The sequence below is a fragment of the Ruegeria sp. CDSC054 genome, assembly GCF_059610645.1.
On sequence record NZ_JBXWOA010000003.1, the window covers coordinates 376,314 to 396,948 of the forward strand.

Genomic DNA, 20,635 nt, shown 5'->3' on the forward strand with positions numbered 1-20,635 from the left:
ATCAAAAAACGACTTGCGTTGGTCTGTAATCAACTTAAACAGAAAAAATGAAATGCCACCAAAACCCCACCTTGCTTGAACTAGGAAACAGCCCTGTTATCGCGAAGGGAAACAGGCAATTCGTGTATGAACACCCATTTGATAAGGGGTTGCTGTTAAAGGTTCCACAACCTCATACGATGGATGCAGGTTCGAGGCTTGTAACCGACAAATGGTATGACCGGCTGTTCCGCAGAGCTACCGCTTTTAAGGGTTTCATGCGTGAGTTTGATGAAGCCTTTTTTCTGATGGTCCGCCATCAGGAAAGCCCGGACGTTATGCCCGTTTGCAGGGTGTTTGGCACTGCACCGACAGACAAGGGTCTGGCGCTGGTCTATGAACGCATTTCTGATCCGGATGGCCAGCTTTCCCCAAGTCTGTCTCAGTTAATAGCCGAAGATCGTCTCACCCCTCAGCATTTGAGCGATCTCAATAGACATTTTGAGCAACTGTCAGATGAACGTGTCATCATAAGCAACAAAAACACTGGCAATCTTGTCTATCAAACATGGCCCGACGGATCCGGGCGATGGGTTTGGATTGACAGCTTTGGGTCTAAACAAGTCATTCCTTTGCGAAGATGGGTTCGCAGTTACAATGACCGCAAGCTCGGCCAAGTTCGAAAAAAGTTCTTTGATTTGATTGGCGCCGCAAAAGGCTAATCGTCTGGCTAACCCAGTTGATCGGAGTCAACAGGTCCTTGTTTGGTTCGGGCGGGAAGGCGCCTATTCGGTTGGTGGCTTATGAAGCGAAGCCAAATCGACGCCAGTAGTTGGTCGCAGAGCGGGTGTTACTAGCTCAGACCAAATGCCTGGCCCATGCGCGTCCGACGACGCTCGATGGACTTGCGGAATGCTAAATCAGAAACCAGCGTCAGCGGAAACAGCACTCGTTCGCCCAAACCATCGATAACGACCAGTTTCCCATCGCGTTCTTGCGCCCGCACAATGTTTTCAAAACTCAGGTCGCCCACGATAATCCGGCCACGTTCAAGGTCGTCCATGAGTTCCATAAACTCACCGTGCAGCTGTTTGCGCTCTGACAAATCATCGCCCAATGCGGCCCGTTCAGACTCCAGCGTTGGTGCCAAATCACCATCTGGGCCGGTCATCTTTTCGACCACCAGTGCTGGTCCTTGAGATGTCGCAGCATACCCCATAAAATCCGCAAGGCGTTCAATCTCGGGGCAGCCTCGAGTCAGCGCGGCTAAGTATTCGTTTGCTTCCCGGTTCCACTGACGGAGGTTGCCATAGCGTCTCTCGGCATAACGAGGAATCACGTGGTTGCGCACCGGTTCATCCACCCTGACTTTCAACAGCGCGCGCTCAACAAACGGATGCTGATAAATCTCGTAGTTGCGGCTTCTTCGCATTGGCCGAATTTTACTTAAGTCTATCATGTTGTTTTGCCGATCCTAATAAAGAAGATCACTGATTACAGTGATCCTCTCAAACCAAAACCTCCAATTAGTCCTTTTCATTATTGAGGACAACCAGATGTCGAAACCAATTGTTTAGTACTGGCATCTGGTGGACCGAATCGAGAAGGAATCGAGACGATTCTTAAGTCCAGATTTTGCAGATTTTTCGTATGGAGCGAGGCGACTTGGTGTTTTCAATCGGTGACGCAAGTGTAGGCATCATGGATTTCAGTCAAGTTCGAGCGAAGCTGGTTGTTGCAACTGGCTGCCATTGACGGTCAAGGTGGTGTTGATATGGCAGGGAACCGTTTCGAGCAGGTGCTCCAGAAAAGCTCAAGCTTCCTTTGTGTTTACGATTTCCACCAGTTGACCCGCAGCAAAGACGCAGGTCCGGTCAATGGCCAAATGTTTGTAACAGATCTCTTAACGATACCGTTCGACCGGTTCCTGAGAAGATGTGCGATTGGCCGCTAAATTCATTGTACCGTCTCTCATTCCAATGAAAATTCCCCGCCATCACACCGTGGGATCAAACACCTAGACAAATCCCCCTGCGCATAAGAACCTGTGACCAAACAAAAACAGGGAGAAGATTGATGAAACTGATTGCTGGCCCAGCTCTGGCCTTACTTTTCTCAACAACCTCGGTGCTTGCTGCGGACGATGGGACCTGCGCCAAAGGCAAGACCCTAACAGAGGGCACCCTGACAATCGCAACAGGTAATCCGGCCTACTATCCTTGGGTAATGAATGACGCGCCCGATAGCGGCGAAGGATTTGAAGCTGCCGTTGCTTATGCCATCGCCGAAAAAATGGGCTTTGGCCAGGAAAATGTCACCTGGGTTCGCACAAGTTTTGACGAGGCGATTCAGCCCGGCGCAAAGAACTTTGATTTCAACATGCAGCAGTACTCGATCACGCCCGAGCGCGAAGAAATGGTTGATTTCAGCCTGCCATATTACACCTCGGCCATGGCGGTTTTGACAACCCAGAACGTTGTCGATTCCGGTGCAGAAGCGACGTTGGACGGCCTTAAGGATTTGAAGTGGGGCGCTGTGGCCACGACAACCGCGATCCCGATGCTGAACGACGTGATCCAGCCGTCTAGTGAACCGCTGCTTTACAACGACAATGCTGATGTGAATGCGGCCATCATGGCTGGCCAGATCGATGCCGCAATTTATGACCTGCCTACGGCACTCTATCTGTCGGCTGTCGTGGTCGAAAACGGTGCATTGCTTGGCCAGTTCCCTCCGGGGCAATCCGAAAGTCCTGATCAGTTCGGCCTTTTGATGGAAGAGGGCAACGCCTTGAAGGAATGCGTCAACGCGGCCATCACAGAATTGACCGAAAGCGGCGAGCTTGCCGCGATTGAAACCCAATGGCTGTCCGAGGCTACAGGTGTGCCGGTCATCGAGTAAATGGAAGAAACATCATTGCAAAAAGACTCGGTTGAGCACTCTGCCGCGACGCCAACGCGTCGCGAGGTTTATGAAGCTGAGGTACGGCGTCGCTCAAATCGCATCGCGCTGATTTCGGTGGTCAGCGTGGCTCTTGCCATCGTCGTCCTCGTCCCGCTCGCCCCAGGTTGGGAGGCCGTACAACGCTCGTTTTTCAACGGCCGGGTCTTCGCCGAGACGTTTCCTGGATTGCTCGAAGCCTTTCTGATGAACGTGATGATTTTTGCCTGGTCTGCACCGCTTATCGCGATCACGGGTCTGGTTATCGCGCTGTGTCGGGACACGCGCGCACCAGCACTTTTTCCGCTGCGGCTTTTCGGCATTGCATATACGGACATCTTCCGCGGCCTGCCCGTGGTTCTTGTTATCTACATTATTGGCTTTGGCGTGCCCGGGTTGGGCCTGCCGAGGCCCTGGAACAGCCCCTACATTTGGGGCACGCTGGCGCTGGTTTTGGTCTATTCGGCCTATGTGGCCGAAGTGATCCGCTCGGGCATTGACTCTATCCATCAGTCGCAGCGATCCGCCGCGGCCTCGTTGGGGCTAAGCGATCAGGACACCATGCGCTATGTGGTCCTGCCACAGGCCATACGAAACGTCGTTCCTGCAAATATGAACCTGTTCATCGCTTTGCAGAAGGACGTGGCGCTTTTGTCCTTTATCGGCCCGGTTGAGATTTTCCGTCAGGCTGGTGTTTACAAATCGCTCTATGCCAATTTTACGCCTTATGTGGGCGCAGCGCTTATCTTTCTTGCGCTGACCATACCAGCAACGCGGTATGCGGACTACCTTATGAACAAGCAGAACAGGGCCCGTACATGACAGCGAAGCTATCCTTGCGCGGGGTGCGGAAACGGTTCGATGATCACGAGGTATGCAAGGGCATTGACCTGGATGTAGCTGAGGGCGAGATGGTGTGCCTGATTGGCGCCTCAGGCTCTGGCAAATCCACACTCTTGCGCTGCATGAACCTGCTTGAACCCATCGATGACGGCGAGATCTGGCTGGACGGGAAAGACATCTCTGAACCGGGACTTGACCCACAGCCGGTGCGTCAACAGATCGGCATTGTGTTCCAGAGCTACAACCTCTTTCCTCACATGACAGCGGCAGAGAACGTAATGCTCGCGCCACGTCGTGTACGCGGGCTGAGCAGAGATGACCTGCGCCCGAAGGTGACCCAGCTTTTCACGCGCTTTGGGCTGGGTGACCGGATGGAGCACTATCCAGACCAGCTATCGGGCGGTCAGCAGCAGCGGGTGGCTATCATCCGCGCGCTGGCGATGGAGCCGCAGATCATGTTGTTTGACGAGATTACAAGCGCGCTGGATCCCGAGCTGGTAGGCGAGGTTCTGGACGTGCTGAGGGACCTGCGAAAGCAGGGTATGACCATGGTACTTGCCACCCACGAAATGGGCTTTGCACGCGAGCTGGCGGACAAAGTGTGTTTCCTGGACGCCGGACGCATCCTGGAGCAAGGCCCGCCCGAGGTGCTCTTTTCCCAACCAAGCGAACCGCGCACCAAGGCATTCCTGTCGCGCGTGTTGTGATACCGCGGATATCGTGCAGCGTCACGCCTGGGGCCTATGTTAAACAATGTACCGGTATTCCAAACCGATGCTCATCTGCGTTTCCCACCCACGTCCAATTCGTAGGTTCTGCCAAGGCAGGCGGCTTAAATTACATGAATGAAAAGCCTATTTTGCGTGACACAATATCGACACGCTATCGATCAGCGTCAGCGGATTGTTAGCCAGTGCTTGCACTAGGATTTCACGTTCACCAGACAAGGCATAGTTTCGAGGCTGAGGCATGCACAATGGAAACCGACCGACGCACGCCAGTCCTTCATTCTTGATTGTGGAACCAAATTCTCAGATTGGCAGCGTCTAAGTGACGGGATCGGCGCGGATGACTGGTTTTGCGACCCACAAGCGGCTTATCAAAATGCACCGTCGAAACCACTCACAATAGGCTACGAAAACAGCTTCGAAGATCGAATGACCCGTCGGCGCTAAAAAATCGATACTTTGTCATCCCATCATTTCTAAGCCGTGCAAATGTTTCGGTTACGGAACATCTGCAGAAGTCTTCGAAAGCAACCCGATGGAAACACTGAACTGGATGACCCGACAAGATACGTCCGAGATCGCGCTTCAACGTGGGTTCACGTGAATTTATCTGAATGAATTGGGGTTTTCACCCTGCCGACCGGGCAATTCGCAGTTTGTTCAGAGGCTACAGTGCAGCTGTCCAGACCCGGTAACGCCCCTGCCCCGTTACCTCTCGGATCAAACCCCGGTTCATAAAACGGTCGATATTGCGTTGCACCGCAGCGCGCGAAGCCTGTGTCAGGGCCTCGGCCAGCGGTGCCGACACCATGGGCCATGCGGTCAGCGCGTCGATCAGGCGCGGTGGCGTGCGGCCGCTCAGGTCACTTGTCGCCTCGCGGGCGCGCTGATCCCAGGCGCTGACCCGATCCAGGTGCAACAAAGCCGCTAATATCGACTGCCCTGCCCCCCTGATCCAGGCCGCGAGTTTTTCCTGCGGCTCACCAACCCCACGCAACGCCCCCGGACCCGACAACGCCAACGGCATGAAGATCGCTCCACCCCGCCCCATCGACGCAGCATGTCGGGCTGCAATGATCGCTGCCTCAGTGTCCTGACCAGGGCTTTCCGAAAGGGCGCGCCAAGCATGAAACCCGATGGCTGCCTGCGTGACGGGATGCAAGCCTTCCACATTCTGCATAATCTCAGCCAAATCGGCGACGGCCTCTGGCATGTCTTCGATGCCCTGTGCCATGCGATCAAGAAACGCGGTCAGGCCAGTCGCCCAGCCGCCCTCTGATGGCCCAGCCCCTGCAGTTAGTCGGCGCACAGCCCAGCCTGCCCGGAACATCGCCTGGACATCATCGCCGGTTGCGCCAATCCGTAATCCCACCCACAACGCAAGCCGGTCGACACCGATCCTATCCCCTGTCCACCAACCCAGATCAGACACATCCATCAGCGCCAGCCGGTGTCCCCACCCGGTCGGGCCTGCGCGCAAACGTTCGTCCAACGCCCCGAACGTGGCCGCCAGTTCGGCCAGTTCATAAGACAGCTCGGCCTGGGCCGCACGCCAGTCCCTTGGATCAAACAGCAGGCGGCGATCGACCACCGGACCGGGCGGCAGAAAAACATCCTGCGCCAGGTCCTCATCCGGGGGGAGGAACCAAAGATCATCATCCTCAGGCGGATCTGTGTCATAGATGCTGGGAGGACCAACCACATCGTCGTCGTCGTCCGGGTCCGGCATCACAGGTTTCGTCGTCATGCCCGCTATATTTCGGACATTTCGTGCGGTTCACAAGACGTATTTCGCCCTGCCCCCGGTTAGCCGGCGAATGTTGTCGTCAGAATGTCCAGTTGCTGGTCAAGATCGGTCTGCTCGCTGCTGCCGATCAGCATATAGCCATATCCATCCTGCGCCCATGTCGCAGTGGCAACACCACTTATCGCCGCAAGTTCGACATCCTTTGCCGGCGCACCTTCACCCTGACGGATCACACAAAACGCCAGCGGCTGACCCTGATCATCCGCGAAGACCACCTGAATCAGAGGTTTCCCCTTAAAAGACAGAACCTGAGCACGTTTCAATTCCAATCCGGGCAGCGTCTCAAGCGCATCCCGGTTAAGCGACCGGCCCAGCTGTGCCTCAGCCCGCGCAAATTGCGCATCAAGCGCAACCGGAGAATTGTCCAACGATGCAATCGTGTCCGGCGAATAAAGTGACTGGTAGATTGCCGCCTGTTCGGCCCACCCCATCGGCTCGGGGCGTGTGGCCCAGAAAGTTGCGGACACGGCCACGATCGTCACTGACGCCGCAACTGCCATCAAGCGCCAGGGGCCGCCCGAGGTGCGGACGGTACTGACCGGCATTGGTTGCGGCAATTCAATCTGTGGCGCGTCTGCAGGAATGTTTTCGAACACTGATTGAACCACAGGTGCCAGCAGGTCCAGTGTCATCAGGCGTTGTTCCAGCGCAAGATCGGTCTCGATCGCCGCTTCGATTGCGGCGGCCTCGGCCGCATCCGCATTGCCTTCCAGATACGCCTTCAGCGTCTCGTCGGAAAACTTCATTTGCCACTCCGTCGAACGGTGTCTGCCGCATCATGCTGCATCACGTTTTTCAGTTTCTGCCGGGCGTTAGACAACCGGCTCATAATAGTCCCTATCGGAACCTCCAGCAACGCGGCGGCCTCGCGGTAGCTATATCCCTCAACAAACACAAGCATGACTGTCTCCCGCTGCGCTTCTGGCAACTGCATCACTTGTGTAAACACCTCAGCGGCGAAAATATTCGTTTCTGAATCCGGTCCGACCGAAATTAATTCGGCTTCGGGCGTCACGGACAGCGCTTGGGCCTTGCGCACCGAGCGTGCGCGCACCTCGTTCAGCCAGATCGAGCGGCAGATCGTCATCAGCCAACTGTCCAACCGATCATGCGATGTGACCTGATGATGACGCTCCAACGCTCGCAAACACGTCGATTGCAAAAGATCATCTGCAACGTCCGACGCCCCCGATAGTGCAAGACCAAACCGCCAGACCCGCTTGGAATGCGTCTGGATTGCGCCGCGCACGGCCTGTTCGGAGTTAATTTCGGGACTCATCGAATAAATCGCGACCTGTGTGTGTTTGTCATTCACGGACCGGGCCCGCGTGGTCAGGACTGACATACAAGATGGAGGAAGGAAATGAAACTTCTGTTGAAGGCGGTCACAATCGCGTCGACAATTGTTGCAACCCCTGTTCTGGCACAGAACTGGACGCTGGACCCTGAAGGCTCGCAACTGGCTTATGGTTCGATCAAAAAAGACACCGTAGGTGAGGTCAATTCTTTCACAAAACTCTCTGGTCTTGTCAGCCCTGATGGCAAAGCTGAGATTGAAATCGATCTTTCCTCGGTTGAGACCAATGTCGATATCCGCAACGAACGCATGATCGAACACGTATTCCGCAATGCCGGCACCGCGTCGCTTGTCGCAGAGTTCGATATGCAGGAGGTTTCGGCACTTGCAGTAGGCGAAACCACGACAGTCGATGCCGAGGCGGTTTTGTCCCTGGTGGGCAGGAATATCGAATTTGATGCCGAGATGTTTGTTGCCCGGCTATCCGATACCTCTGTGATGGTATCCACCAATGACATGGTGTTCATCAGCACGGAAGACGCAGGCGTAAACGCGGGTATCGACAAATTGCTGGAATTGGCCGATCTGCCGAGCATAACCAGAACCGTTCCGGTCACGGCGCGATTTATCTTCAAGTCGGAAAAACAAGAGGCCGCAGCCGCGCCAGTGTCATCTGTTGCAGTCGCCGCTGTCGATGGAGACATCAAGGCGGGCAAGAAAGTGTTTCGCAAATGCAGGGCTTGCCATCAGCTGAAACAGGGTCTGCACGAAGTTGGTCCATCGCTTTTCGGAATTATTGGTGCAGCCGCTGGTCAGACCCCGGGATACAGCTACTCGAACCCATTGCGACAGTCTCGTACCGTTTGGACAACCGACACGCTGGCTGCCTTTCTGGCTGATCCCAAAAGTTCCATCCCCGGAAACAGGATGCAGTTCTCTGGCCTGAGAAACGCCAAAGACATCGCAGACGTCATTGCCTATCTTCAATCTGAATCGCGGGGGTGACCCCCGCCCCGGTAAAAACCGGGTTTCCATTGTCCGCAGTGCCACGCTATCCATTGTGCAACTCAGACAAGGGAGACGCGCGGCATGAGCGACACGGTCACACTGACACTGGACGAGATCCGGGACCTCAGCCTGTCCATCCTGGCCAAGTCGGGGTTTGGCCCGGAACATGCGGCGGCCATTGCCGATGTATTGACGACCTGCCAGATCGACGATTGCCAATCTCATGGGTTGTTCCGCCTGTTCATGTGCAATGACACCATGAAGGCAGGCAAGATTGACGGGCATGTGGCCCCGGTTGTTGCGCCTTCGGATAATGCCATTGTTCGTGTTGATGCGCGCGGCGGCATGTCTTTGCTGGCTTTCCGTGAAGCGTTGCCTGTGCTTATCGAAAAGACCCGCACCCACGGCATTGCTGCAATGGCAATCAATCACTGTTTTCACTTCTCGGCCCTTTGGCCCGAAGTGGAAAGTCTGTCTTCAGAAGGTCTGGCCGCGATGGCGATGGTGCCCAGCCACAGCTGGGTCGCACCGGCTGGGGGAACTCGGGGCAGTCTGGGTACGAACCCTTTGGCTTTCAGCTGGCCGCGCCAGGGCAAAGATCCGTTTACTTTTGATTTTGCGACCAGCGCCTTTGCCCGTGGTGAGATCGAGCTCTATCGCCGGGCAGGCAAGCCCCTGCCCGAAGGCGTGGCCATAGACAAGGACGGCAATCCGACCACCGATCCGCAAACTGCGATGGAGGGCGCGATGCTGACCTTCGGCAGCTACAAAGGGTCTGCCCTGTCGATCATGATCGAGCTGTTGGCTGGTCCGTTGATCGACGACCTGACCAGCCTCGAAAGCATGGAATTTGCGGAAGGCCAAGGCGGAGCGCCCTATCATGGCGAGGTCATTCTGGCCTTTGACCCCGCACAGTTCAGCGGTGGTCGTGCTGCAGCAAATGATGAGCGCGCCGAACGTTTATTTACCGATATCATCGATCAGGGTGCGCGCTTGCCGTCGCAAAGACGTTTCGCGGCGCGCGCACGCAACACGTCCCGCGGTTACGTTGAGATCGCAAAAACCATGCACGACGATTTGCTGGTTTTGGCCGAACAGGCTTAACGGCTTCGATCGTCTCTTTCCCTTGGTGGAGCGGCTGGCCAAGAAGTGCCTCCCAAATGAATTCAGGGGGCATCCTTGGACCGCATCGCCCGCACCATCGCCACCGAAATCAACGCCCGCCCTGAACAGGTCGCTACAGCGAATGGCGGAAAATCGGGCTGCGCCCGCAGCATCACGATTGGCTACTGGATGTCGGCTGCGATCCCCCAATTTTTCACCAAGCGTTACTCTTCTAAAAGTTCACGAATATTGGCATCTAACTGAGCCGTGAAACCTTTGTCATTGCCTGGGTTGGCAGCGCAATGACCCCAAGGGGAATTGTAAGGGCGGAAGATGGCGCGAGGTATGTGGTGGGCCTCAAATTCATTGTCCTCTGGAGGGAAATAGAGGTCCTGAGTACAGGGCATCAGAATGGCACGAGCCTTGATGGCACTCAGCGCCAGTTCGTAATCCCCATTGTAAAGCGGCCCGGCTGAGATGTCGCCTGCCTGCCATGTGGCAAGCTTGGCCAGCAGATTGTTTGCATCCCAGCCCTGCACATGGTCCTGTTCCCAATCCTGCATCAGCTCTTCAATCGATTGGAATCCCAGCTGCCGATATAGCCCCTCGCGATAGAAGGTCTGAGAGAAGGCCCAGCCTGCGTAAACCCGGCCAAAGGCTCTAAGCCCGGCCTCAGGTGGGCTGTCATAATTGCCGCCGTTCCAACTCTGATCCGCGCAAAGGGCGGCCTTGACCCCCTCGAGGAAGACGAAATTATGCGGTGAGGTTTTGGCTGAGGCGCAGAAAGGCAGGATCGCCTGCACTATGTCCGGGTATTGCGCCGCCCACTGGTAGGATTGGCAGCCCGCCATTGACCAGCCCGCGACAAGGGCGATTTTATCGATCCCCAGGTGATCATGGATCAACCGATGCTGGGCAGTGATGTTGTCCCACATCTGCACCAAGGGAAAACGCGGGCCGTCCTGCGGCGCAGGCGCATTCGATGGCGACGACGAACGACCATTGCCGAACAGGTTCGGGCTGACGATGAAATGGCGGCTTGGATCAATCGCGCGACCCGGGCCAAAGAACCCCTCGTTACGGGAATTTGTGCCTGTGTAAAACGTGGGCAGAACGATGACGTTGTCACGGGCGGCCGACAATGTGCCATAGGTCTGATAGGCAAGCCTGGCATCCTTCAATACCTCGCCCGACAAAAGTGGAAGGTCGCCAAGCTCGTATATCTCAAAGTCCGACACCATCTGGTCATCTCCTGCCTCAGTAGAGTCGCAAATATTCCTGCACTTCCCAATCGGTGACCGATTGGTGATACCGCTCCCACTCGTCGTTTTTGTATTCGAGATATGAATTACGCATCACCGGACCCATCACATGTTCCGCCATGGCATCGCCACGCAAGGCCTCGATCGCGTTAAACAGGGTCCGCGGCAATCGGCGGATTCCGAGCTCGGCAAGTTCAGCTTCGGTCTTTGAATAGAGATCAAAATCCGTTGGTTCGCCCGGATCGGTCTTTTCTTTGATCCCCTTCACACTGCAGCTCAGATGCATCGCCATTGCCAGATAGACGTTCATGGTCATGTCGCAGGCACGGTTTTCGATGCAGTGACGGCTTTGCGGCAGGCGGAACTGGGCCGAGCGATTGTTGAAGCCATATGTGATATTGGTCGGAGCCCAGGTGACGGTGCCGCCTTCAAAACCTCCAACGCGCGGCACCAACCCGTTATAGGAGTTCACGGTCGGACAGGTGATCGCCGTGATTGCTTCGGCATGCTGCATCAGCCCGCCAACAGCCCAGCGGCTTTCGTCGCTCCAGTTGCCATCGGGTGTCTCAAAAATGTTTTCGCCGGGGCGACTTTCATGCTGCATCGACATGTTGATATGCGCCCCGGACCGCCAGTCCCCCACAGTTGGCTTGGGCATGAAGGTCACAAACAACCCATGCTGTTTGGCCACCTCTTTCAACGTGATGCGCAGAAAAGCCAACCGGTCAGACATTTCCAGCAGGTTGGTATAGTGGAAATCAAGCTCAAACTGGGAATATGCACCCTCGGCCACCACGTCATGCAGGTTCCATCCCAAACCTTCGATGATGTCGATCAGGGTTTTAAGGAATGGCATCGAGTCGATGGAATACTCAACATCATAGCCAAATGCCTGACGACGTGGACGAAGCCCATCTGCAGGGTCATCGTCAAATGCCTTTACCGGCTGCCCGGCGTCGTCATATTTCATCACGATAAACTCGGGTTCTACCCCGGCGTAACCAGTGTACCCTTCCAGCGCGGCCTCGTGCATGGCACGTTTCAGGGCCTGACGCGGGCAGACATTATAGGGTGCGTCTTCCCAGTAGAGATCCGAGAAGATGATCGCCATCGATGTGTCCCACGGACAGACGTAGACGGCATCGAGATCCGGAACCACCACCTGATCGCTGTCGGCGGGGCTTAGCTCGGGCACGTACGAAATCGAATGCACCGCGAATTGCGGGCCTTTTCCAAGGCATAGCGGTTCAAAATCACTCATTGGTACGGGTTTGGTTTTTGGAATACCGTGCAGGTCAATCCAGGCGGCCATCACGTATTTGACACCAGCCTCCTCCAGACGTTGCCGTACCTCTGCGATACGCGGGCGGTTACGCTCGACAGCGTCATGGAAAGTCTCGTAGTAGATGCGGGTGCTGGCATTATCTTTGGGCATTCGGCGTCCTCCCATCGAATGGCAATCAGATTTGGTTCACCGAGGGTGACCCCTCAGTGTTGGTGCTGGTTTCGGTTGTTCTGTCGCTCAGCGAAAAGGTGTTCAGCCGGGGACAAAATCGTCTGGGTCGATGCCCGGAACCTGCGTGATCCCGGCAAGCTGTTTCCAGTTGTGAGGGTAGGCGGCATAGAAGATCACGCATTTGCCGTCCGACTCGTAGGAAATGTGGTTGTCCTTGGGGACAAACAGCACGTCACCACGATTGCAAACATAGCTTTTGCCATCGCAAACAAGTCGGAACGTGCCCTCAAGGCAATAAATGATCTCGTCGCAGGTCAGATCCCAAGGCACCTTGATATTGTTCAGGACGTTGATGCCACCGCACATGGACTTGCTGAATTCGCTGGTGACCATCGGTTTGATGTAGGTGTCGCTGTCGCCCATCGAGTCGTAGCGATTTTGAACCAGATCGAATTTGAAAAGTTGAGGTGTGTCACCCATTTGGTCAGCCTTCCTGTGCCAGGTGTTTCAGTATGGATTCGTTCAATTCGACCTTGTAACCGTCAGGGTCCTCGCAAAAGGCGATGACCCTAGTGCCGTTTTTCATTGGCCCCGGTGGACGGGTGATGTTTACCCCCGCTGCAGCCAGCTGTTCGCACGCGGCATAAACATCCGGCGTTTCGATGCAGATGTGACCCCAGCCGTCGCCTTTGTCATAAGGCGTGCCCTGATCCCAATTGGCGGTCAGCTCCAACGTGGGAAATTCGGCCTCAGGCCCATAACCGATAAAGGTATTGGTGAATTTGCCTTCGGGGTAATCCGTGCGCCGCTGCACTTCCATACCCAGAATTCCGCAATAGAAGTCCAGTGACTTCTCCATATCTGTGACCCGCATCATCGTATGGGCCAGACGAAACCCTTTTGATATGGACTTGTTCATCGATATTGTTCCTTCTTTCTTAAGCACCGGCCACATCACGCTCGATCAGATCCTGAAAGGCGCGGACGCTGTCCTCCCAGGCGGGCGACAACAGCCCCCCATCCTCAGCAACCGGGGATTTGCGGCCCTCAAACATGCGCTCAACCATCTCGTGATCTTCCTTGTGGACATCCCACCATAGGTTTTTGAGGGCTTGTACTTCCTCGGCGCTCAGTTCCTGGCCTTCCGTTGTGTAAAGAGCTCGGTACTGGCGCATTTTTCCGGCACCGATGGGCACGTTCAGATAGACGCCCAGCTGATCCGGGAAATAGCGGCCCAGAATGAAATTGGGGTACAGCGTCAGATAGCGAGAGCTGACGCCCAGACTGCCGGATGTGCCCAATTCTTCGTTCAGATCCACGGCGCTGCCGATGCAGTTGCCATCGATGAGCGTATAGTGGTTTTCCAACGGCTGATCGGTGGTTGAGGCATGGACAAACTGGACGTGGTAAGGCTCGATAAAGTTCTCCATGATCAGCTTCCAGTTGGTGCCAATCTCACCAAAGTCGAGCAGGCCAATTGGTTCCACTCTGGTGAAATCCATCCCCTCCAGCCGGCTGATCAAAGGCGCGGCATAATCTTCGAAATCAGGCGCGTTCCCATCAAGATTGACGAAAATCCAATCATGCCAGACATGGGTGCGCACGGGCTTCAGGCGGTGCGCTTTGATGTCAAACCCGTCGAACTCCTGCTTTCCGGTTCCGGCAAAATGCGGTGCAGCACGCAGGTGGCCATCCAGATCATAGGCCCAGGCATGATAGGGGCAGCGGATCAGCTTGCCGACATTCTTGGGCTTGTCGACCAATGTCATGCAGCGGTGCAGGCAAACATTGTGAAACACCTGAATATCGCCATCACGACCGCGCACCGCCAGCAGTGGCAAGTCTGCGCAGGTGATTGGATGTGCATCACCGGGATTGGCCATCTGATGGGCAAAGCCGATGAACACCCAGTTCTTTGCCAGGACAGTCTGGCATTCCCTCTGCCAGAACTCTTCGCTGCGATATGCCCCGGCAGCCAGCCCGTGCTGAGGCCCGCCAACGGCCTGCGCTCTTTCCTCGGCAATTGTCATTTGTCCTCCCTTCGACACTGCCACCAGCACCCGCCTGTTCAACGGTATGCGCATGGTTTCCACCGTTTCTCGCGGTCTTCCTACTTGCCGGCTCTGTCTCGCCGCGCCGGGACTTGAGGTTTTGACTGCGAATATCGAATTTCTCGTCCAGTTTTTTCCGTTTTTCGCGACTAATTGGAATTCTGAGGCAAGAATCAGAAATAATCTGGTCAAAAAACGGCATAGTGGTACGAATTTCGCATAGCGGGATCGTGTGGATTGCGAAAGGCGCAATTCCAACGGAATTTTACAGAAAATCTGGCAATCGACTCGCGTCACCGTCCTTGGAATCTAGGGTGTCGAGGGCAATGGATGTCGTTTTCTGCACTTCCCGCCACAGAATTCACAGGGGAGAATTGCGGATTTCGATGTCCTCACCTAGTCTCAGCTACGAATGCAGCAATCGAGCATCGGGTATATGGCAGTCAAAAAGCAATCAAACTTGCGGGCCACCGCACAGAGCATTAGGTCCCCAAAGGATGACTTGAACCAGCAGATCATCCGGCTACTGCAGCAAGATGGTCGAATGGCCTTCTCTGAGATTGCGCAGCAGTTGAATGTGTCCGAAGGAACCATCCGCAACAGGGTGAGCGGGTTGCGAGACAACAACATGTTGCGGATTGTTGCGATGTCGGATCCTGTGGCCACAGAGTACACAACCGACGCGATGATTGGGTTAAATGTGGCTGTTGGCGTGACACCACGCCAAGTGGCGGAACGGCTTGAAAAGAACCCAAGGGTAGTTTTCATCCTGTGGGTCGCGGGCCGTTATGACCTGATTATCGAACTCGTCAGCGACGACGGTGACGCACTAAAGGAATTTCTTGAACATGAAATCCACGCGAGTGACGATATTGCCAAGGCCGACGTTATGCCGGGGCTGCAAAATTTCAAAAACCAGTTCCTGCTGAAGCAGGGTGTGAGGGAATGACTAGGGAGCTGTCCACAGATGGCAATGCCGACGACACATAGTTCTGCCAACAGCGAATGAACTCATCCATTTTCGCAGCGCGTCCTTCATCCAGAATCCAAACCGATTTCATTGGTCCTGACGTCGTTTTGGCAAAATCGGCGCTGATTTGTAGATCAGACGCCGAAGACGACTGTTCCTGTTGATCTGCCACGTGGCGGTCGCGGATACCGTTCATCGCCACGATGTGAGGGCCGGATTTCGGAGCCCCCGCGAGATTGTTCGCACCCCGAAAAAGCGGATCGGTGAACCAAGCGGAAAGGCGACGACCGGAAAAAACCGCTGTCGCAAGTTCGTATCGAATCGCAAAATATGTTAGGATTTCTCATCAAGAACGCCGGTCTATTAACCTAAATTCTTCAACCAGTATTAGTTTATCGTCGCATCTCTCCACTTGTTCTTGGAGGTCATATGTCAGCCGATTCAACACTTTACAACTTTGCCGTAGAATTCTTGCGAAACCAGGACGAGCGGCCCAACACACCAGATACCGTTCCCGATTCCAATGTCCTGGACGTGCGGCGTGCAGCGCTGGCAGGGTCGAGCGAAGCCTTCGCTGCGGCGCTTTCAGGGGCTGCTCCGGCGGAAATCAGCGTAACCGAAGCTGAGGAAGGGGCTGCGGCCCTTCGAACACTTTACGTCGGTAGCGCCCAGGATCGCGACACGCTTGCAAGTCTTGCAGAGCACGGGCTTTCTTGGGACCGGATCGACGGCGCGGAGAGAGTACTGCGCTCCGGCTCCGACCGCGTGGTGGCGGTGCGCCGGGTTCCGATCTTCAGTACGCAACTGAATGACGCTCTTCCGGCCTGGACCAGTGGCTTGGCGGCCGAAGCGGTCATCGGGCCAGTACGTGATGCTTTCGGTCGTGACATTTGGATCCATATATTCCGGATCGTCCGCCAGGTCCGATTTGTCCGTGCCCCCGGCGGTGTCCCGTTCCTAAGCGTCCCGCACGTCCAGTTTGCCTCAGTGTTCCATTCCGCCGCACAAGTCGATCATGACCTCGCGGGCGGCAGCTTTTGGATGGCAACGAACCTATTTGCGACTGTGGCTGGCGACACCTACACTGGCATCCGGATCAAAGGCGGCTCGCTGTCTTTTTCTTCACCGATTGCGGTCAATGGCGACGAGGTCGTCGTCCCGACCAATGTCACCTGCAAGCTCGATATCTTGCTGGATCCGCCCGCGCGGAGCACTTCGGGCGTCCCATTGGACCACGCCGGCGCCGACGCGCGCGCCTCAATCTTCGATCCACCAGAAGCCCTGCAGATCGTCATTGGCCCTGGCGGCAAACAGATTGAAGCGACGGCAGACGCCACCATTGGTGCCTTCGGTGAAGAGGTGAAATTAACGCCTGCGCAATCCGCAGCACAGTACCTGCCGGAATTCAACCGCCTGTTGGTGCCAATGACCCCAACCGAAACGGAGTTCACGGTCACCGCCTCTGATGCCAAGGACTTTGCGATCGCGGGCGAGGCCCCGATCACCGGCGGTGGCCTTGCACTGCCGGCCGCGCGCATCGACCCCGCGCTTTTGGGCGAGGCCGCGGGAGTCGGCGCATTGATGCTCCGGATCGACCCTGGACTTTCGGCTCAAATATCTTCTGAAACTGCGCCCGGACAGCTTGGGCTAACCACTTTGATGGTCGATCAGGAGCGACTTGCACTCACCGCCCTGCAAGCCGAACAGGATGGTCGCCGCACACTGATCGAGATTGGCGACGTGACACCTGCGTCACGCGCTGAAATCGGGCGCGCGACCCAAGGTTCGGTGCGTTACTTCGCCCAGACTGGCGGGCAGGAGGCCGTCCAGTATGTGGCCGATGTCAGCCTGCGCCCGGACCTTCCGCGCGATGTCGCAGGCGATCGTGTGCCGCTACGCTTACTGGATGCGGTCGTCATCATCGCTCAGATTGGGAATATCGGCGCGCTCGCAATCTATGGTCGAGACCGCGGGGACAGGCGACGGTGCTTTCAGATAAAGAATGGTCTCCTGCGCACCAACGACCCGATCAACGCCCTTCTATACGGCTTTTTCGATGGCGAGCGCATAAACTCCGGCGCCCTTTGGGCAGGCTACAGGCTGGAGGGGATCGTACCTACACTGCCTGACCCTTATGCCGCCAACGTCGGTATCCGCGACACGTCCGAGAAACGGGGCGCTCAGCTTCTGATCAGCCGGTTCGCCGTCCAGCCAGGCAGCCGGACACTGGACTTTTTCCTCCCGGGCCCAGCGCCTGTAGCGGCCCCCAACGATGGCGACACCGGCGCATCCATGAACCTACTGTCGAACTCCGTTGCGGCTGTTGCCTCGGTCACCGACATCTCCATCGCCGCGCGTCCCAACACCGCCGCGGCCGCCGCTGATCCGAGTTGGGGGAAAGCGCTTGGCGATGCGCTGGACTTCGAATTTGTCCCTAAGATCACCCTTCTCGATGTCTCCAGTGGCGCGGGCCAGTTTGGTGTCGCGCTGCGCCCACCACGTGGCCCGCGCGATCCTATCGGAGTTTCCAGCACTGCACCGACGACTGCAGTTAGCCAAGTCGTCGCCATTGAGGACCTGGCTTTCGAGGTGGATCCCAATTGGATGGTGCTGCTGACCCTTCCTGCGGTTCAATGGGAACCCGCGGTCGTCGTTCCGCCGGAGCCTGCGGACGCTATCGCCTTTCCCGAACGTGTGGTGTTTCTCAATTCCGGCGTCCCCGCGGTCATCGACCTGCCCGACGGGGACCGCGTACCATTCGCACCGGTGCCCGCCTATGACACGATCCTCGACCGGCTCCGCGGCGACACCCACCCGTCTAGCCGGGCGCGAGTCACCCTCCCCTTTGGAATGATCGCCTCCGCTCGATTGACGGCGCCGACCGATACCGAACGCGGTGTGCGGGTGCAGGAAACCCGCCCGGAGGCCCCTGATGACATGCAAGGCGCCCACCAGCTTTCGCTGCGCGCGCGGGACCGCACGCTCGCAGGTCGCCAGACCCCGGCCATGCCCGGCCATACGGTGCAACTTCCCGTTGCCGTGCCTGCGGATGTACCCGGCGCGCCAGTCAGCATCCTGGGAACCAGCGCGACGAGCATCTTCAACTCTAGCCTTGGTGCTGGTTCACCCAGCACTGCGCTCGTCCCCGTCACGCGGCTCGACCTTTCGGGCTATGGCGAAAGCATCTTCAGCAAGTGGAACAACCCACTGAACGCCACAACTCAGGTCGAGAAGGTCGAACTGGACGTGCCCGTCGGACGCACCGCGCGGGAAGTCGTCACCGTCAAATCGGTTCTGGTTCCCTACGGCGTGCCTGTTGTGCGCACGATCACGCTTCAGCGTAAGGCAGACGCCATTGTCGGTCGCAGCGACACCGGCTGGGTTGCGGGCGGCGATGGCCTGTATGACTTCCCAGGTCTCGGCCTGATCACTCATCCCGGAGTCGTAAGCCGGATCACAAATGTCACCGAGATCGCCGAGACCGGCCAGATCGTCACCGCCAATGGGCAGGATTTCATGGCCGTCTACTTCCAAGGCGATCTGGTCATGGATGGCGCCGACGCTCCTGTACCGGTCAAACAGCACCTGGGCTACGTGCGCATTACCGCCGACCCGCCGGCCTTCGACGTCGCCACCTACACCGACCTGATCAATCAGGTCGGGCCGATGTGCGGCCCTGTCGAAGCGGTTTGTGCCGTCGCAGGCGGAGAGCAGAAGATGCGTATGAACCGCGTCGGCATTGCTGTCGCGGGAACCGAGTTCGCGATGACTGCATGGGGCAGCCTCGTCTTTCCCGGCGGCGAATGGTCTGTGCTCGAGACGCTCGACGCCAGCGGCGCCCCTTCGCCGGTGCCTGAGGATGAAGGCTTGCCGCTGATCCGGCGCGGCGCAGCTGGCCTGCCGACAGGAGAACCTTACCGCTTTGCCGACCCCGAGGATCTCTTCGCCGTCAACCCGGCCAAGGATTACGGCATCCTGCACTCCATGGGGATGCAGCGTGCCTTCTTTCGCCGACCCCGGATCGAGCCGACCGAACCCAATCGCATCGTCTCGACCGAACGCCCGATCATCGCCGATCCTTTCGTCCTCGCCGACTCGTTGTCCATGTTCCCCGAGCAGTCCGACTGCATCCCCTTCCCGAGTGCCAACTTCGCATTGGTGGCTGATAGCGGCAGCTTCCGCCTTGACGGTCCCGGCACTTTCAATGCGGGGATCGGGCGACGCACGACCGCGTCTGCCGGAAGCGTGCAAAGCGACGTTGATTACACCAACTCAGAGGTCACATACGAAGTCGACACCAGTCAGCCAACTCAGTGGGAGTTCCGCCTAACCAACGCCACCCGCATCATGGCGCATACTGATATGGGCGATGTGATCACCACGGTTGCGCAGGTCAGCGCCCTTGGTGACCCAGACACCCGTTTCGAAGCGCCCGAACTCCGAATGGGCGGACCCGTACAGATCGTGCAGGACCTTCTGACAATCCTGCAGGAACTGGGTATCTCCGGCGAACCGGATGTCCGGATGGAAAATAAATGGAAATTCACGTTCGGAATGAAGGTTCCCTTCAAAACCAGTAGCGGTGCCGATCTTCAGATCCCGCCCTCACCGCTGCCGGGAGACATCATCTTTGCGGACACCGGCGTAGAAGTCCTGGTTACCTTGGCGAAGGAAAAGACCAAAGCGAAGTTCTCGCTCGGCGGCAAACCGATGTTCGCAATCAAGGCTGTTCCCGGCCTATACGCCGTCGCGATCATCAAGTTCTCGCTCATCATGTCTGTGAAGGACGGCACGACCTTCGTGGTCACTATCGGCTTTGGGATTGCCTACATGAAAAAGGTCGGACCGGGCGACTTCCTCAAGCTTAAGGGTATGGTTGGGTTCACCTTCATCGCCATTATAGGTGAAACCGTAATGGGTTGGGGCGGAGGGATTCTGCTACAGGCCGAGGCAGCCATCAAACCAATCATATCCGTCGCCATCCGGTTCGAGGCAATGGGGGCCCGACTACTCGCGCAACCGGGCACCGGCAACGAGACCGTGTTCTTCGTCTCGAAAGTTACCGTATCGATCGACATCTCGGTCTTCCTGGTCTTGAGCTTTTCCGCCTCCTGGGACGCAAAGATGGTTGAAATCACGCGCGGCCCCCTCGGCAAAGAGGATGCTCCAGATGTGCTGTAATAACCAAAA

Annotated in this window: 18 protein-coding genes and 1 pseudogene; 10 read left to right on the forward strand and 9 right to left on the reverse strand. The window is 56.7% G+C overall.

Annotation, left to right across the window (positions count from 1 at the left end):
• Window positions 1-47: 47 nt before the first annotated feature.
• The gene (locus tag AC2FGC_RS09540; protein WP_496766185.1) at window positions 48-701 is read left to right on the forward strand and encodes a YrbL family protein; all 654 of its coding nucleotides are present in this window, start codon (window positions 48-50) and stop codon (window positions 699-701) included.
• Between the two features lie 131 nt (window positions 702-832).
• Here the strand turns inward: AC2FGC_RS09540 and AC2FGC_RS09545 are convergent, their stop codons facing one another.
• Window positions 833-1,438, reverse strand: a complete 606-nt coding sequence (locus AC2FGC_RS09545) for a YrbL family protein (protein WP_496724932.1) — start codon at window positions 1,436-1,438, stop codon at window positions 833-835.
• 614 nt (window positions 1,439-2,052) lie between these two features.
• Between AC2FGC_RS09545 and AC2FGC_RS09550 the strand changes: the two genes are divergently transcribed.
• The 4 genes and pseudogenes from AC2FGC_RS09550 to AC2FGC_RS09565 form a co-directional block, all read left to right on the forward strand.
• Window positions 2,053-2,880: an ABC transporter substrate-binding protein gene (locus tag AC2FGC_RS09550; protein WP_496741130.1), complete on the forward strand. Its 828-nt coding sequence runs from the start codon at window positions 2,053-2,055 to the stop codon at window positions 2,878-2,880.
• Window positions 2,881-3,741: an amino acid ABC transporter permease gene (locus tag AC2FGC_RS09555; protein WP_058273739.1), complete on the forward strand. Its 861-nt coding sequence runs from the start codon at window positions 2,881-2,883 to the stop codon at window positions 3,739-3,741.
• A complete protein-coding gene (locus AC2FGC_RS09560; RefSeq protein WP_496724938.1) occupies window positions 3,738-4,469 on the forward strand; it encodes an amino acid ABC transporter ATP-binding protein in 732 nt (243 codons plus the stop codon). The genes AC2FGC_RS09555 and AC2FGC_RS09560 overlap by 4 nt, the downstream gene beginning before the upstream one ends.
• Before the next feature lie 276 nt (window positions 4,470-4,745).
• A pseudogene (locus AC2FGC_RS09565) lies at window positions 4,746-5,094 on the forward strand (hypothetical protein); the annotation flags it as partial.
• 63 nt (window positions 5,095-5,157) lie between these two features.
• Here AC2FGC_RS09565 and AC2FGC_RS09570 read toward each other — a convergent pair.
• The 3 genes from AC2FGC_RS09570 to AC2FGC_RS09580 are packed head-to-tail and all read right to left on the reverse strand — an operon-like array spanning window position 5,158 to window position 7,576.
• On the reverse strand, window positions 5,158-6,237 hold the full coding sequence (locus tag AC2FGC_RS09570) for a helix-turn-helix domain-containing protein (protein WP_496724940.1): 1,080 nt from the start codon (window positions 6,235-6,237) through the stop codon (window positions 5,158-5,160).
• 59 nt (window positions 6,238-6,296) lie between these two features.
• Window positions 6,297-7,043: a hypothetical protein gene (locus AC2FGC_RS09575; protein WP_496724942.1), complete on the reverse strand. Its 747-nt coding sequence runs from the start codon at window positions 7,041-7,043 to the stop codon at window positions 6,297-6,299.
• Entirely contained in the window at window positions 7,040-7,576 is a 537-nt protein-coding gene (locus tag AC2FGC_RS09580) for an RNA polymerase sigma factor (RefSeq protein ID WP_496724944.1), read from the reverse strand. Before AC2FGC_RS09580 ends, AC2FGC_RS09575 begins: the two co-directional genes overlap by 4 nt.
• Window positions 7,577-7,660: 84 nt before the next feature.
• On the opposite strand from AC2FGC_RS09580, the gene AC2FGC_RS09585 reads away from it, so the two are divergent.
• The 3 genes from AC2FGC_RS09585 to AC2FGC_RS09595 all read left to right on the forward strand — a co-directional run bounded on the left by AC2FGC_RS09585 (window position 7,661) and on the right by AC2FGC_RS09595 (window position 9,970).
• The gene (locus AC2FGC_RS09585) at window positions 7,661-8,599 is read left to right on the forward strand and encodes a c-type cytochrome (RefSeq protein WP_496724945.1); all 939 of its coding nucleotides are present in this window, start codon (window positions 7,661-7,663) and stop codon (window positions 8,597-8,599) included.
• A gap of 84 nt (window positions 8,600-8,683) precedes the next feature.
• Window positions 8,684-9,706, forward strand: a complete 1,023-nt coding sequence (locus AC2FGC_RS09590) for an Ldh family oxidoreductase (protein WP_496724947.1) — start codon at window positions 8,684-8,686, stop codon at window positions 9,704-9,706.
• Between the two features lie 75 nt (window positions 9,707-9,781).
• Window positions 9,782-9,970, forward strand: coding sequence for a hypothetical protein (locus AC2FGC_RS09595; protein ID WP_496724949.1), 189 nt, complete (start codon window positions 9,782-9,784; stop codon window positions 9,968-9,970).
• On the opposite strand, the gene AC2FGC_RS09600 is transcribed toward AC2FGC_RS09595, so the two are convergent.
• The 5 genes from AC2FGC_RS09600 to AC2FGC_RS09620 all read right to left on the reverse strand — a co-directional run bounded on the left by AC2FGC_RS09600 (window position 9,931) and on the right by AC2FGC_RS09620 (window position 14,454).
• A complete protein-coding gene (locus tag AC2FGC_RS09600) occupies window positions 9,931-10,947 on the reverse strand; it encodes an alpha/beta fold hydrolase (RefSeq protein ID WP_496724951.1) in 1,017 nt (338 codons plus the stop codon). The two genes, AC2FGC_RS09595 and AC2FGC_RS09600, sit on opposite strands and share 40 nt — an antisense overlap.
• 16 nt (window positions 10,948-10,963) lie before the next feature.
• Window positions 10,964-12,403 (reverse strand): glutamine synthetase family protein, encoded by a 1,440-nt coding sequence (locus AC2FGC_RS09605; RefSeq protein ID WP_496724953.1) that lies wholly within the window; start codon window positions 12,401-12,403, stop codon window positions 10,964-10,966.
• 102 nt (window positions 12,404-12,505) lie between these two features.
• Window positions 12,506-12,904, reverse strand: coding sequence for a cupin domain-containing protein (locus tag AC2FGC_RS09610; protein WP_108859955.1), 399 nt, complete (start codon window positions 12,902-12,904; stop codon window positions 12,506-12,508).
• A 4-nt stretch (window positions 12,905-12,908) separates the two neighbouring features.
• Entirely contained in the window at window positions 12,909-13,343 is a 435-nt protein-coding gene (gene gloA / locus AC2FGC_RS09615; RefSeq protein WP_085823161.1) for a lactoylglutathione lyase, read from the reverse strand.
• 19 nt (window positions 13,344-13,362) lie between these two features.
• Window positions 13,363-14,454 (reverse strand): aromatic ring-hydroxylating oxygenase subunit alpha, encoded by a 1,092-nt coding sequence (locus AC2FGC_RS09620; protein WP_496782171.1) that lies wholly within the window; start codon window positions 14,452-14,454, stop codon window positions 13,363-13,365.
• Window positions 14,455-14,977: 523 nt separating this feature from the next.
• Here AC2FGC_RS09620 and AC2FGC_RS09625 point away from each other — a divergent pair.
• Window positions 14,978-15,424 carry an Lrp/AsnC family transcriptional regulator gene (locus AC2FGC_RS09625; RefSeq protein WP_496741150.1) on the forward strand — a complete coding sequence of 149 codons (447 nt, stop codon included), beginning with the start codon at window positions 14,978-14,980 and terminating at the stop codon, window positions 15,422-15,424.
• A gap of 450 nt (window positions 15,425-15,874) precedes the next feature.
• On the forward strand, window positions 15,875-20,626 hold the full coding sequence (locus AC2FGC_RS09630) for a hypothetical protein (protein ID WP_496782174.1): 4,752 nt from the start codon (window positions 15,875-15,877) through the stop codon (window positions 20,624-20,626).
• Window positions 20,627-20,635 lie beyond the last annotated feature (9 nt).